The organism is Bifidobacterium vespertilionis (genome assembly GCF_008698145.1).
GTDB classification, from domain to species: domain Bacteria; phylum Actinomycetota; class Actinomycetes; order Actinomycetales; family Bifidobacteriaceae; genus Bifidobacterium; species Bifidobacterium vespertilionis.
Window position 1 is genome coordinate 74,117 of record NZ_RZNZ01000001.1, and the last position, 13,095, is coordinate 87,211.

Below are 13,095 nucleotides of genomic sequence, written 5' to 3' on the forward strand. Positions count from 1 at the left end.
TGCGGATGGGTGATGGTTAGACTGGAACGCATGCCCATCAACACCCGAGTAATCGACAATCCGAAATCAGAGCGCGTCAGACGCGTGGCCGATCTCGCATCGCGCAAGACCCGCGAGCGCAGCGGGCGGTTCCTCATCGAGGGTCCGCAGTCCGTGCGCGAGGCCGTGCGATGGCGGCCCGATGCGGTGCAGGACCTGTACGTCGAGGTGACCCAGGCGCTTGGCAACGATCGTCCGGTGTCCCTGACCGTCCAGCGCATCGAGGACGAATCGCAGGATTCCACGATCTATGTCCATCATGTGACCAGCCAGGTCATGGCGCGCATCAGCAAGGATTCGCAGGGCATCGTGGCCGTGGGCAATCTGGCGGCCATGGAGACCGATCCGGACGATCTGGAACTCCGCGGGGACGCGCTGATCGCCGCATTCTGGCAGGTGCGCGACCCGGGCAATGCGGGCACGGTGATCCGCGCCGCCGACGCCGCCGGGTGCGCGGCCGTGATCCTCGTGGACGATTGCGTGGACCGGCTCAATCCCAAGACCATCCGATCCACCGCGGGCTCCCTGTTCCACATTCCGGTGCTGACCATGTCCACGGACGGGTTCTTCGCGTTCGCGCACGATCGCAACGTGCCGGTGTGGGCGGCCGATGTGTACGGCACACCGGACCGGACGCCCGAGCAGCTGCCCGCGGTGCTGGCCGATCCCAAGGCCCGCAAGGGTCCGAAGGCCGTGCTGTTCGGCAACGAGGCGCGCGGTCTGGAGACCGGCGAACTGGAGCGTTGCAACCGCATCGTCTCCATTCCGATTTATGGCAAGGCCGAATCATTGAACCTTGGCACGAGCGCGGCGGTCATGCTCATGAGCCTGGCCATGTCGAGTCATGCTGGGACAATTTTGGCGGTTTGACGGTAAATAACGAAAGGGTTCTCGTGGCAGAACAGTTGCGATTCGATGCCGACGAAGTGACCAAGCAGGTCGCCGAGGGCATCGAGAAGATCCAACACGCCTCCAGCACGGAGGAACTGAAATCCCTCAGGACGCAGTACGCCGGCGCGGATTCGGCGATGACGCAGGCGAGCAAGGCCATCGGCTCGCTGCCCGCCGACCAGAAGAAGGACGCCGGCAAGCTCATGGGCAAGCTGCGCGCCGATTTCGGCCGTGCCTTCGCCGAGCGTGAGACCGAGGTCAAGGCCGCCGAGGAGAAGGCCGCGCTGGCCGCCGAGACCGTGGACATGACCCTGCCCGTGGACCGCCGCCCGCTGGGCGCGCGCCACCCTCTGGCCAAGCTCATGGAGGACGTGCAGGACTTCTTCACCTCGATGGGCTGGATCATCGCGGACGGCCCCGAGGTGGAGACCGAATGGTACAACTTCGACGCCCTGAACTTCGGCCCGGACCACCCGGCCCGCCAGATGCAGGACACCTTCTACGTCAAGGGCGACAAGGCCCGCGACGCCGCCGGATTCGTGGGCTCCAACATGGTCATGCGCACGCAGACCTCCTCGGACCAGGTCCGCTCGCTCATCAAGCACGGCGTTCCGCTGTACCTGGCGTGCACCGGCCGCGTGTTCCGCACGGACGAGCTCGACGCCACGCACTCCCCGGTGTTCCACCAGTGCGAGGCCCTCGCGGTGGACAAGAACCTCACCATGGCGGACCTCAAGGGCGTGCTGGACAAGCTCGCCGTCGCCATGTTCGGCGAGGGCGCCAAGACCCGTCTGCGCCCCAGCTACTTCCCGTTCACCGAGCCCAGCGCCGAGATGGACCTGTGGTTCCCGGACAAGAAGGGCGGCCCCGGCTGGATCGAGTGGGGCGGCTGCGGCATGGTCAACCCGAACGTCCTGAAGTCCGCGGGCATCGACCCGAAGGTCTACTCCGGCTTCGCGTTCGGCGTGGGCATTGAGCGCACGCTGCTGCTGCGCCACGACATCAACGACATGCACGACCTTGTGGAGGGCGACGTGCGATTCAGCGAACAGTTTGTGATGGGGGAGTGATCTCGACATGCCTATGGTAGACATCGATTGGCTCAAGGAGCACGTTGCGGTTCCCGAGGGCCAGACCTACGACCAGCTCGCCAAGGACCTCGTGAAGGTGGGCCTTGAGGAGGAGGAGATCCACCACTCCATGGTGACCGGCCCGATCGTGGTCGGCTACGTGGTCGATTGCGTCAAGGAGCCGCAGAAGAACGGCAAGACGATCAGCTGGACCCATGTGGACGTGGGCGACCAGTACAACGCGACCGACGAGAACGGCAACAAGGTGCCGCGCGGCATCGTGTGCGGCGCCCCGAACATGGCCGCCGGCGAGAAGGTCGTCGTGACCCTGCCGGGCGCCGTGCTGCCGGGCGATTTCAGGATCGAGCCGCGCAAGACCTACGGCCACGTCTCCGACGGCATGTGCGCCTCCGAGCGCGAGCTGGGCCTTGGCGACAACCACGACGGCATCATCCTGCTGCGCAACTACGGCTTCACCCCGGAGCAGTACGAGGAGCTCAAGCCCGGCGACGACGCGATGAGCCTGCTGCATCTGGACCAGCCGGTGCTGGAGATCAACATCACCCCGGACCGCGGCTACGCGTTCTCCTACCGCGGTGTGGCCCGCGAGTTCCACCATTCCACCGGCGCCGAGTACACGGATCCGGTGATCGAGCTCAACAAGCACGTTCCGGACCTGACCGCGGATGCGGAGAACCCCGCCGTCGAGCCGGACGTCGAAGTGGCCGTGGAGGACAACAACCCGATCCACGGCGTGGTGGGCTGCGATCGCTACTACGCCCGCGCGATCCACGGCTTCGATCCGTCCGCGCGCACCCCGAACTGGATGCGCCGCCGCCTCACCCGCGCCGGCATGCGCTCCATCTCCCTTGCGGTGGACGTGACCAACTACGTGATGCTTGATCTGGGCCAGCCCATGCATGCCTACGATCTGGACAAGCTGGAGGGCCCCATCGTGGTCCGCCGCGCGAACGAGGGCGAGAAGCTCACCACCCTCGACGGCAAGGAGCATGTGCTCAGCCCCGAGGATCTGCTCATCACTGATTCGCCGAACGGCCAGCGCTCCTCGCGCATCATCGGCCTCGCGGGCGTGATGGGCGGCCTGTACGGCGAGGTGACCGCGGAGACCAAGAACATCCTGCTCGAGGCCGCGCACTTCGACCAGGTGTCCATCGCCCGCTCGGCCCGCCGCCACAAGACCCCGTCCGAGGCGTCCCGCCGCTTCGAGCGCGGCGTCGATCCGCAGCTGCAGCCGGCCGCCGCGCAGATGGCCGCCGAGCTGCTCACCCGCTACGGCAACGGCGTGGCTTCCGAGCATCCGGCGGACCTCAACAACACCGTCAAGCCCAAGTCCATCCACTTCAAAGCCAGCGAGGTCAAGCGCCTGTCCGGTCTGGATCTGGACCTCAACACCATCAGCGGCGTGCTTACGGACATTGGCTGCCAGCTCGGTGGCGGCGGCAACGGCGAATTCCTGGTCGCCCCGCCCACCTGGCGCCCGGATCTGACCGAGGCGTGCGATCTGGTGGAGGAGGTCGCCCGACTCATCGGCTACGACAAGATCCCCGTGCGCGTGCCCCCGGCAGCGATCATGATGGACGGTGGCCTCACCACCGCGCAGGCCCGCCGCCGTTGGGTCGCCAACACGCTCGCCGAATACGGTCTGGTGGAGACCCTGAGCTACCCGTTCGTGGGCGACGAGGACTACAAGGCGTTCGGCTACGATCCGGAGGCGACCAAGGAGACCAGCGTCGAACTGGTCAACTCCCTGTACGGCGATCGCAAGTTCCTGCGCCGTTCGCTGCTGCTCACCCTCGCGCAGACCGTCCAGCGCAACCTGCGCCGCGGTCTGGAGAACGTGAGCCTGTACGAGATCGGCCATGTCTACAAGCTCGATCCGAACGCCCCGGCCATCCCGGCCTTGCCTGGTGGCCAGCTGCCCTCCGAGGAGGACCTCGCCGCGCTCGACGCCGGCCTGCCCGACCAGCCCGACCAGGTGGCGGCCATCCTCACCGGCAACGCCGTGGATTCCGGCTGGCTCAAGAGCAAGCGCGCCGTGGACTGGTCCGACGCCGTCGAGGCCGTCAACCGCATCTCCGACCGTCTGGGTGCCAAGCTCACGCTGGACCAGCCCAAGGCCGAGGACGTGCCCGTCCAGTGGCATCCGGGCCGCATGGCCTATGTGACGCTGCCCGACGGCACCCATATCGGCGAGGTGGGCGAGCTGCACCCGCACGTCAACGAGGCACTCGGCTTCCCGGCCCACACCGCGGCCTTCGAGATCGATCTGACCGCCCTGCTGGCCTCCCTGGACGACAAGCCGTTCCAGGCCAAGCCGATCTCCACGTTCCCGCCCGTCAAGCAGGATCTGGCCTTCACCGTCTCCAAGGACGTGACCGCCGCCCAGCTTGAGGATGCGATCGCGCAGGCCGCAGGCGACGTGCTCGAATCCATCAGCCTGTTCGACGTGTTCACCGGCGAGCAGGTGGGCGACGACCAGAAGTCCCTGGCCTTCTCGGTCACCTTCCGCGCGCCGGACCGCACGCTGACCGCCGACGACAGCGAGGCGCTGCGCAAGGCGATCGTGGACAAGGCCGCGACGCTGGGTGCGCAGCTCCGCGCCTGAGTCTCGAGGGGTCGTTCCGCCATGCGGCGGGGCGGCCCCTTGCCGTATATTGTTCGCAATACTTTCCATACATTTCCAAAGGACGACATGAGCGATTCGGATCAACACAACACCAACGGCGGCAACGGCTCGGGCAAGCCCGAGTATGGGGCCATGCGCAGCGACTACCCGGCGTACAACCCCTATCTGTATGGTGCCCCCGATCCGAAGCCCGCGCCGAGCAATCCGGCCGCGCCGAATGCGCAAGGCATGCCGGGCGCGCAGCAGAATACGCAGTACGGCCAGCAGAATCCGCAGTACGGCGCGCCGCAGCAGCCGTACCAGCCGTACCAGCCCTATGGCCAGCAGCCGTATGCGCCATACGGGCAGAACCCGTATGGCCAGAATCCATACGGACAGAACCCGTACGGTCAGAACCCGTACGGTCAGCCGAACCCCTATCAGGGTCAGCAGAATCCATACCAGCAGCAGAATCCCTACCCGCAGCGCCCGCTGGACAAGGCGAGCCAGCGCTACGGCGTCGATCTGGACGACCCGCGGCAGAACCCGCTGTACGGCCATTGGGACGCCTACGCGATCCTGTCGTTCGTGTTCGCGATCCTGTTCTCCACCATGCCGATCCTGCCGGCTGTGATGGGCGGTTTGGCGATGTGGCGCACCAAGACCTTCCGCATGAAGGGCTTCGGCCTTGCGCTGGCCGCCGTGATCATCAATGTGATCACCTCGCTGCTCATGCTGTGGGCGGCGTCCAAGGGCATGGGCCTTGAGGATCTGATCCTGCAGATGTACGGCTACCAGCCCTCCACGGGCGGCTCCACCGGAACCGACGTGCAGCAGACCATGCGGATCTGAGGCCGCGCTTCGCATCGCGGCCGCCGTCGTTCCGCCATGCGAAACACCGCATTGCATAGTTATGCATAAGGATGCATAGAAGTGTATAGTCGTGCAGGTACCAACGCATGAAAAGGACGTGAAATGGCGAAATACACGGTAGCCGTGGCCGGTGCCACGGGCTATGCGGGAGGCGAGGCGCTGCGCATTCTGGCCGCGCACCCCGAATTCGAAGTGACCTGCGTGGCCGGCCATTCGTCGGTGGGGGACAAGCTCGGCAAGCACATGCCGCACATTCCCCAGTTGGCGGATCTGACGGTGGAGGACACCACCCCGGAGGTCCTCAACGGCCATGACGTGATCATCCTCGCCCTGCCGCACGGCGCCTCCGGCAAGCTCGCCGCGCAGCTGGACCCCTCGTCCGTGGTGGTCGACCTCGGCGCGGACCATCGCCTGGAGGAGAAGAGTGTGTGGGACGCCTTCTACGGCGGCGATTTCTACGAGCACTGGACCTACGGCATGCCCGAGCTCATCACCGGCAAGGACGCTTCCGGAGCCTACACGCGCCAGCGCGAGGCCCTGCCGGGCTCCAAGCGCATCGCCGGACCCGGTTGCAACGTGACCGCCACCACGCTGGCCCTCCAGCCCGCCGTAGCCGAGGGGCTCGTCGATCCCAAGGACATCGTCGCGGATCTGGTGGTCGGCTATTCCGGCGCCGGCAAGAACCTCAAGCGTACCAACCTGCTCGCCGCAGAGGCCTTCGGCTCCGCGGTGCCCTATGGCGTGGGCGGCACCCACCGCCACATCCCGGAGATCCTGCAGAACTTCGCGCACGCCGCCGGCAAGAACGCCGCGGCCGCCGGCGAATTCACGCTCGGTTTCACCCCGGTGCTGGCCCCCATGGCCCGCGGCATCCTCGCGGTCGTCTCCGCCAAGCTGTCCGAAAAGGGTCTGGATCTTACGGACGAGCAGATCCGGGACGTGTGGACCAACGCATACGCCGGCCAGGATTTCATCAGCGTGCTGCCGCAGGGCGTCCTGCCCGCCACCGCGAACATCATCGGATCGAACGCCGCGCATGTGCAGGTGGTCACGGACCGCCACGCCGGCCGGCTCATCGCCTTCGCGGCCATCGACAATCTGAACCGCGGCACGGCCGGACAGGCCGTGCAGTCCCTGAACATCGCCCTCGGCCTTCCCGAAGACCAGGGCCTGACGAAGATCGGAGTGGCACCGTGAGCGTAACGTTCGCACAAGGCTTCTCCGCGGCCGGCGTGGCCGCGGGCATCTCTTCCGTGGAGGGCAAGAAGGATCTGGCCCTCGTCGTCAACAACGGCCCGCTGGACGTGGCCGCGGGCGTGTTCACCTCGAACCGCTTCTGCGCGGCCCCTGTGCAGTGGTCCCGCGGCGTGGTGGCGGACGGGCGTGTCAAGGCCGTGATCCTCAACTCCGGCGGCGCCAACGCCTGCACCGGCAAGCCCGGCTACGAGCAGTCCGAAGCCACCGCCAAGGCCGTGGCAGAGCTGGTGGGCGCCCAGCCGCAGGATGTGGCGGTGTGTTCCACCGGCCTGATCGGCGAGCTGCTGCCGCTGGACAACGTGCTCGCCGGCGCCAAGGCCGCCTATCAGGCCCTCGCGTCGGACGATCAGGCCGGCGCGGACGCTTCGCACGCCATCATGACCACGGACACCAAGCCCAAGACCGTCACCCTCGAATCCGGGGCCGGCTGGCGCATCGGCGGCATGGTCAAGGGCTCGGGCATGATCGCCCCGCAGCTGGCCACCATGCTGTGCGTCATCACCACGGATGCGGTGGTGGACGCCGATCTGGCCAAGGCCGCGCTGCATGCCGGCGTGGAGACCTCGTTCAACCGCATCGACGTGGACGGCTGCATGTCCACCAACGACACGGTCCTGCTGCTCGCCTCCGGCGCCTCGGACGTCCAGGCCGATCCGGACGAGTTCAAGGCGCTCGTCGCCAAGGCGTGCGCCTCGCTGGCCCGCCAGATCATCGGCGACGGCGAGGGCGCGAGCCATGATATCCGCATCGTCGTCTCCGGCGCCACCAGCGAGGAGGCGGCCCTGGCCTGCGGCCGTGCGGTGGCGGCCTCCAACCTGCTCAAGTGCGCGATCAGCGGCAACGATCCCAACTGGGGCCGCATCGTCAGCTCCCTGGGCACCGTGCCGCAGGACGTGGCCCCCTACGACTCCAACAAGGTCACCGTGGACGTCAACGGCGTGCGCATCTGCGAGAACGGCGGCGCCGGCCGCGACCGCTCCGAGGTGGACATGACCCCTCGCGAGGTCCACGTCGACATCGACCTCAATGCGGGGGATGCCCAGGCCACGGTCTGGACGGACGATCTGACGCACGAGTACGTCCACATCAACGCGGACTACGAGAGCTGAACGCAAGGATTTGAAAGGATAGCGAATTGGCAGAGGTCAAGGGACCCGGGTTCCATTTCGACGTGCACACGGATCTGCGCGCCGACCAGAAGGCGGAGGTGCTCATCGAGGCCCTTCCGTGGCTCGAGGAGTTCTCCGGGCAGCGCATCGTCGTCAAGTACGGCGGCAATGCGATGGTGGACGAGCATCTCAAGCAGTGCTTCGCCGAGGATATGGTCTTCCTGCGCCAGGTGGGCATCAAGCCGATCGTCGTGCACGGCGGCGGACCGCAGATCTCCAAGATGCTCAAGGCCCTGAACATCGAATCCGAATTCAAGGGCGGCCTGCGCGTCACCACGCCCGAGGCCATGGACGTGGTGCGCATGGTCCTGACGGGCAAGGTCTCCCGTGAGCTCGTGGGCCTGATCAACACCCATGGACCCTACGCGGTCGGCCTGTCCGGCGAGGACGGCGGCCTGTTCTCCGCCATGCAGCGCAAGCCCGTCATCGACGGCAAGCCCACGGACATCGGCCTTGTGGGCGATGTGATGAGCGTGGATGCCTCCGCCGTGGAGGATCTGATCGCCGCCGGCCGCATCCCGGTCGTCTCCTCCGTCGCCCCGAACGAGGACGACGCCACCGAGGTGCTCAACGTCAACGCCGATTCCGCCGCCGCCGCGCTGGCCGCGGCCGTGGGGGCGCGCAAGTTGGTCATCCTCACGGATGTGGACGGCCTGTACGCCGACTGGCCGGACAAGAACTCGCTGATCGGACGGATTGGCGTGGAGAACCTGCGCGACATGCTGCCGGATCTCGAATCCGGCATGCGCCCCAAGATGGAGGCGTGCGTGCGCGCGATCGACGGCGGCGTGCCCCAGGCGCACATCATCGACGGCCGCAAGCCGCATTCCATCCTGAACGAGATCTTTACGTCGGCCGGCATCGGCACGATGGTCATCCCCGAAGACGGCATCGAAATGAGGAGTTCCTATGGCTATTACGGCGACTGAGCAGCTCGGCCCCCAGGACAGCAAGTGGATCGGCGAGTACCGCGACGTCCACATGAACGTGTTCGGCACGCCCCTGCGCGTGATGGACCATGGCAAGGGCGCGCACATCTGGGACGTCGACGGCAACGAATACCTCGACTTCCTGGGCGGCATCGCCGTCAACGCGCTCGGCTACGCCCATCCCGCGTGGGTGAAGGCGGTTTCCGAGCAGGCGGCCAAGGTGGCGCACACCAGCAACTACTTCGCCACCCAGCCGCAGATCGAGCTGGCGGCGGAACTGGTGAAGCTGGCCGGAGCGCCCGAAGGCTCGCACGTCTACTTCGGCAACTCCGGCGCGGAGGGCAATGAGGCGGCCCTGAAGCTCGCCAAGCTGTACGGCCGCACGCTGCACGGCGCCTTGCCGGACCTGGGCGGCAAGCCCGCCCGCATCCTCGCTCTCACCCACGGCTTCCACGGCCGCACGCTTGGAGCGCTGTCCGCCACTTGGAAGCCCGTCATCCGCAAGCCCTTCGAGCCGCTGGTTCCCGGCATCGAGTTCGTGGAGGCCGGAAACATCCAGGCCATGCGCGACGCCTTCGCGGCCACCGGCAAGGGCGAATACGGCAAGGGCCCGGTGGCCGCCGTGATCATGGAGCTCATTCAGGGCGAGGCCGGCGTGCGTCCGCTCGGCGCCGACTACGTGCGCCAGGTGCGCGAGCTGACGCGCAAGCACAACGCACTGCTCATCATCGACGAGGTGCAGACCGGCATCGGCCGCACCGGCAAGTGGTTCGCGTTCCAGCGCGAGGACCTGTCCGGCGGCATCGTCCCGGATGCGGTCACCTTCGCCAAGGGCGTGGCTGGCGGCTTCCCGATGGGTGGCCTGATCGCCTTCGGCTCCAAGCTTTCCGGCCTGTTCACGCCCGGCTCTCACGGCTCCACCTTCGCGGGCAACCCGCTGGGCGCCGCGGCGGCCTTGGCCACGCTGAAGACCATCCAGGACGAGAACCTGCTCCAGAACGCCGAACAGCGCGGCGAGCAGCTGCGCGAGGGCCTGCTGAAGACCGGCAACCCGCTGTACGTCTCCACGCGCGGCCGCGGCCTGTTGGACGCCGTGGAGCTCGCCCATCCGTGCTCGCACGCGCTGGCCAACTGGGCGCTGGAACGCGGTCTGATCGTCAACGCCGTGGCTCCGGACGCCCTGCGCTTCGCTCCGCCGCTGATCGTGACCGAGCAGGACGTGGACCAGCTCATCGCCGTCCTCGCACAGGCCCCCACGGACCTCAAGAACGACTGAGACGACCGAGCGCCAAAGACCAAACCATTCGCAACAACCATATTCGCGGGGCTTCACCCGCGACCCATTCGCATTAAGGAGAACGTGACATGACCGGACAGCTTCGCCACATGCTGCGCGACGACGACGTGAACCACGAGGAGCAGAAGCAGATCCTCGAACTGGGCATGCGCTTCCGCGCCAACCGCTTCTATTCCCGTCCCTTCGAAGGCCCGCAGGCCGTGGCCGTGCTGTTCGACAAGCCCAGCACCCGCACCCGCTCCAGCTTCTCGATCGGCGTGGCCGAACTGGGCGGATACCCGCTCGTCATCGACAAGTCCAGCTCCCAGCTGGGCCGCGGCGAACCGGTGGCGGACACCGCGCGCGTGCTCACCCACATGGCCTACGGCATCGTGTGGCGCACCTTCGGTCAGGACCGCGTCGAGGAGATGGCCAAGTACGCCACCTGCCCGGTGGTCAACGCCCTGACCGACCAGTTCCACCCCTGCCAGATTCTGGCGGACTTCCTGACCATCGCGCAGTTCCGCGGCGGCGTGGACGCCCTCAAGGGCAAGACCATCGCCTACGTGGGCGATGCGGCCAACAACATGTCCAACTCCTACCTGCTCGGCGGCGCTGTCGCCGGCATGCACGTGCGCGTGGCCGGCCCGCAGGGCTACCTGCCCGATCCGGTTATCGTTGCCGACGCCGAGCGCATCGCCGCGGAGAACGGCGGCTCCATCCTTGTGACAACCGACGCCAAGGAGGCCGTGAAGGACGCCGATTGCGTGTTCACGGACACCTGGGTCTCCATGGGCGAGGAGGCCGAGTACGCCATCCGCTCCAAGCCGTTCTGGAACTATCAGGTCAACGACGAGCTCATGGCCCTCGCCAAGCCCGACGCGCTGTTCCAGCACTGCCTGCCCGCCTACCGCGGCAAGGAGGTCACCGCCTCGGTGATCGACGGCCCGCAGTCGGTGGTCTGGGACGAGGCGGAGAACCGCCTGCACGCCCAGAAGGCCCTGCTCACTTGGCTCGTCGCGCAGCAGCGCGGGGACATGAGCCTGCTGGGCGACCTCGCCTGACGGCAGGGACGCTCCGATCATGTCCGAACAGACGAACGGCGCGCTGCAGCGGCCCAGCTCGCGTGCGGCGCGCCACAGCGCCATCGAGGATGCGCTGGCCCGGTACGTCATCACGTCGCAGCAGCAGCTGTCCGACGTGCTGGCGCAGCAGGGCATCGAGGCGACGCAGGCCACGCTGAGCCGCGATCTGGACGAGATCCACGCCACCAAGGTCCGCAGGCCGGACGGCACCATGGCCTACGCCACGCCGTCGATGATCGGCGACGTGGCCCAGGGCAAGGGGCCCGCCGCGGAAGGCAAGGCGGAGGCGCAGATGGGGCGGATCCTCAACGGCCTGCTCACATCGGCCGCCGCCGCGCGCAACCTCGTGGTGGTGCATACGCCGTCCGGCGCCGCGCAGTACGTGGCCAGCGTGATCGACCGCCACACGATCGACGGCGTGCTCGGCACCATCGCCGGGGACGACACGGTGCTGGTGATCACGGAGAGCGACGAGGCGGCGGTCCAGCGGGCCGAGTGGCTGCTGTCGCTGGCGTCGAGGGGCTGACCGGCACACGTTCATCCGCATTGTGGACACGCCCCGCCGCGATTGCATATTTATACAGAGTTCTGCATATACTTGTGGTCATTACTTGGCCCGATTATGAAAGGGAACATCCAATGGCAGATAACAGCCGCATCGTACTGGCCTATTCCGGTGGTCTGGACACCTCCGTCGCCATCTCGTACCTCAAGGAGCGCACCGGCAAGGACGTCGTCGCCGTCTCGCTCGACGTCGGCCAGGGCGGCGAGAGCCTGGAGACCATCAAGAACCGCGCGCTGGCCTGCGGCGCCGTGGAGGCGTACGTGGTGGACGCCCGCGACGAGTTCGCCAACGAGTACTGCATGAAGGCCCTCAAGGCCAACGCCATGTACGAGGGCGTCTATCCGCTGGTCTCCGCCATCTCCCGCCCGCTCATCTCCAAGCATCTGGTGCGCGCCGCCCACCAGTTCGGCGCGGACACCATCTCCCACGGCTGCACCGGCAAGGGCAACGATCAGGTCCGCTTCGAGGTATCCATCGCCTCCATCGACCCGACGCTCAAGGCCATCAGCCCCATCCGCGACCTGTCCCTGACCCGCGACGTGGAGATTGCGTTCGCCAAGGAGCACAAGCTGCCCATCGAGCAGACCGAAAAGAGCCCGTACTCCATCGACCAGAACGTGTGGGGCCGCGCCATCGAGACTGGCTTCCTCGAGGATCCGTGGAACGCCCCCACCAAGGACTGCTACACCTACACCGACGATCCGGCCTTCCCGCCCGTCGAGGATGAGGTCGTCATCGAGTTCAAGCAGGGCATCCCGGTCAAGATCGACGGCCGCGAGGTCACCCCGCTGCAGGCCATCGAGGAGATGAACCGCCGCGCCGGCGCCCAGGGCGTGGGCCGCATCGACCTGATCGAGGACCGTCTGGTGGGCATCAAGTCCCGCGAGCTGTACGAAGCCCCGGGTGCCGTGGCCCTGATCGCCGCGCACCAGGAGCTCGAGAACTGCTGCCTCGAGCGCGAGCAGCACCGCATCAAGCGCGACATCGACAAGCGCTGGGCCGAGCTGGTCTACGATGCGCAGTGGTTCTCCCCGGCCACCCAGTCCCTGAACGCCTTCATCGAGGACACCCAGAAGTACGTCTCCGGCGAGATCCGCATGGTCCTGCACGGCGGCCGCGCGGTCGTCACCGGCCGTCGCTCCGACGCCTCCCTGTACGATTACAAGCTGGCCACCTACGATTCCGGCGACACCTTCGATCAGAAGTCCTCCAACGGCTTCATCGACATCTACGGCCTGCCCAGCCGCGTGGCCGCCGCCCGCGACGTCAGGTTCGGCAACGCCATCGAGGTGCCGGACAACACCGTGGAGTGACG

General features: G+C 67.0%; 11 protein-coding genes. All 11 read left to right on the forward strand.

Annotated elements, in window-relative coordinates; genetic code table 11:
• Nucleotides 1–30: 30 nt before the first annotated feature.
• The 11 genes from EMO90_RS00270 to EMO90_RS00320 all read left to right on the forward strand — a co-directional run bounded on the left by EMO90_RS00270 (nt 31) and on the right by EMO90_RS00320 (nt 13,093).
• Nucleotides 31–909 carry a TrmH family RNA methyltransferase gene (locus tag EMO90_RS00270; RefSeq protein WP_150353200.1) on the forward strand — a complete coding sequence of 293 codons (879 nt, stop codon included), beginning with the start codon at nt 31–33 and terminating at the stop codon, nt 907–909.
• Between the two features lie 23 nt (nt 910–932).
• A complete protein-coding gene (gene pheS / locus EMO90_RS00275; RefSeq protein WP_150353199.1) occupies nt 933–2,000 on the forward strand; it encodes a phenylalanine--tRNA ligase subunit alpha in 1,068 nt (355 codons plus the stop codon).
• Nucleotides 2,001–2,007: 7 nt separating this feature from the next.
• Nucleotides 2,008–4,626, forward strand: coding sequence for a phenylalanine--tRNA ligase subunit beta (pheT, locus tag EMO90_RS00280; protein WP_150353198.1), 2,619 nt, complete (start codon nt 2,008–2,010; stop codon nt 4,624–4,626).
• 87 nt (nt 4,627–4,713) lie between these two features.
• Nucleotides 4,714–5,478, forward strand: a complete 765-nt coding sequence (locus EMO90_RS12060) for a DUF4190 domain-containing protein (protein ID WP_190971920.1) — start codon at nt 4,714–4,716, stop codon at nt 5,476–5,478.
• 123 nt (nt 5,479–5,601) lie between these two features.
• A complete protein-coding gene (argC, locus tag EMO90_RS00290) occupies nt 5,602–6,696 on the forward strand; it encodes an N-acetyl-gamma-glutamyl-phosphate reductase (RefSeq protein WP_150353197.1) in 1,095 nt (364 codons plus the stop codon).
• The gene (argJ, locus tag EMO90_RS00295; RefSeq protein ID WP_150353196.1) at nt 6,693–7,865 is read left to right on the forward strand and encodes a bifunctional glutamate N-acetyltransferase/amino-acid acetyltransferase ArgJ; all 1,173 of its coding nucleotides are present in this window, start codon (nt 6,693–6,695) and stop codon (nt 7,863–7,865) included. The genes argC and argJ overlap by 4 nt, the downstream gene beginning before the upstream one ends.
• Before the next feature lie 62 nt (nt 7,866–7,927).
• The gene (gene argB, locus EMO90_RS00300) at nt 7,928–8,854 is read left to right on the forward strand and encodes an acetylglutamate kinase (RefSeq protein WP_449495023.1); all 927 of its coding nucleotides are present in this window, start codon (nt 7,928–7,930) and stop codon (nt 8,852–8,854) included.
• Nucleotides 8,835–10,130: an acetylornithine transaminase gene (locus EMO90_RS00305; RefSeq protein WP_150353194.1), complete on the forward strand. Its 1,296-nt coding sequence runs from the start codon at nt 8,835–8,837 to the stop codon at nt 10,128–10,130. The genes argB and EMO90_RS00305 overlap by 20 nt, the downstream gene beginning before the upstream one ends.
• 89 nt (nt 10,131–10,219) lie before the next feature.
• On the forward strand, nt 10,220–11,194 hold the full coding sequence (gene argF, locus EMO90_RS00310; RefSeq protein ID WP_150353193.1) for an ornithine carbamoyltransferase: 975 nt from the start codon (nt 10,220–10,222) through the stop codon (nt 11,192–11,194).
• Between the two features lie 19 nt (nt 11,195–11,213).
• Nucleotides 11,214–11,741: an arginine repressor gene (locus EMO90_RS00315; RefSeq protein ID WP_150353192.1), complete on the forward strand. Its 528-nt coding sequence runs from the start codon at nt 11,214–11,216 to the stop codon at nt 11,739–11,741.
• Nucleotides 11,742–11,854: 113 nt separating this feature from the next.
• The gene (locus EMO90_RS00320) at nt 11,855–13,093 is read left to right on the forward strand and encodes an argininosuccinate synthase (RefSeq protein ID WP_150353191.1); all 1,239 of its coding nucleotides are present in this window, start codon (nt 11,855–11,857) and stop codon (nt 13,091–13,093) included.
• The last annotated feature ends 2 nt before the right edge of the window (nt 13,094–13,095 follow it).

Coding starts and splice junctions, on each gene's coding strand:
- argC (WP_150353197.1), top strand. CDS start 5,602: ATGGCGAAATACACGGTAGCCGTGGCCGGTGCCACGGGCTATGCGGGA.
- argF (WP_150353193.1), top strand. CDS start 10,220: ATGACCGGACAGCTTCGCCACATGCTGCGCGACGACGACGTGAACCAC.
- pheT (WP_150353198.1), top strand. CDS start 2,008: ATGCCTATGGTAGACATCGATTGGCTCAAGGAGCACGTTGCGGTTCCC.
- EMO90_RS00305 (WP_150353194.1), top strand. CDS start 8,835: ATGGCTATTACGGCGACTGAGCAGCTCGGCCCCCAGGACAGCAAGTGG.
- EMO90_RS00320 (WP_150353191.1), top strand. CDS start 11,855: ATGGCAGATAACAGCCGCATCGTACTGGCCTATTCCGGTGGTCTGGAC.
- EMO90_RS00315 (WP_150353192.1), top strand. CDS start 11,214: ATGTCCGAACAGACGAACGGCGCGCTGCAGCGGCCCAGCTCGCGTGCG.
- EMO90_RS12060 (WP_190971920.1), top strand. CDS start 4,714: ATGAGCGATTCGGATCAACACAACACCAACGGCGGCAACGGCTCGGGC.
- EMO90_RS00270 (WP_150353200.1), top strand. CDS start 31: ATGCCCATCAACACCCGAGTAATCGACAATCCGAAATCAGAGCGCGTC.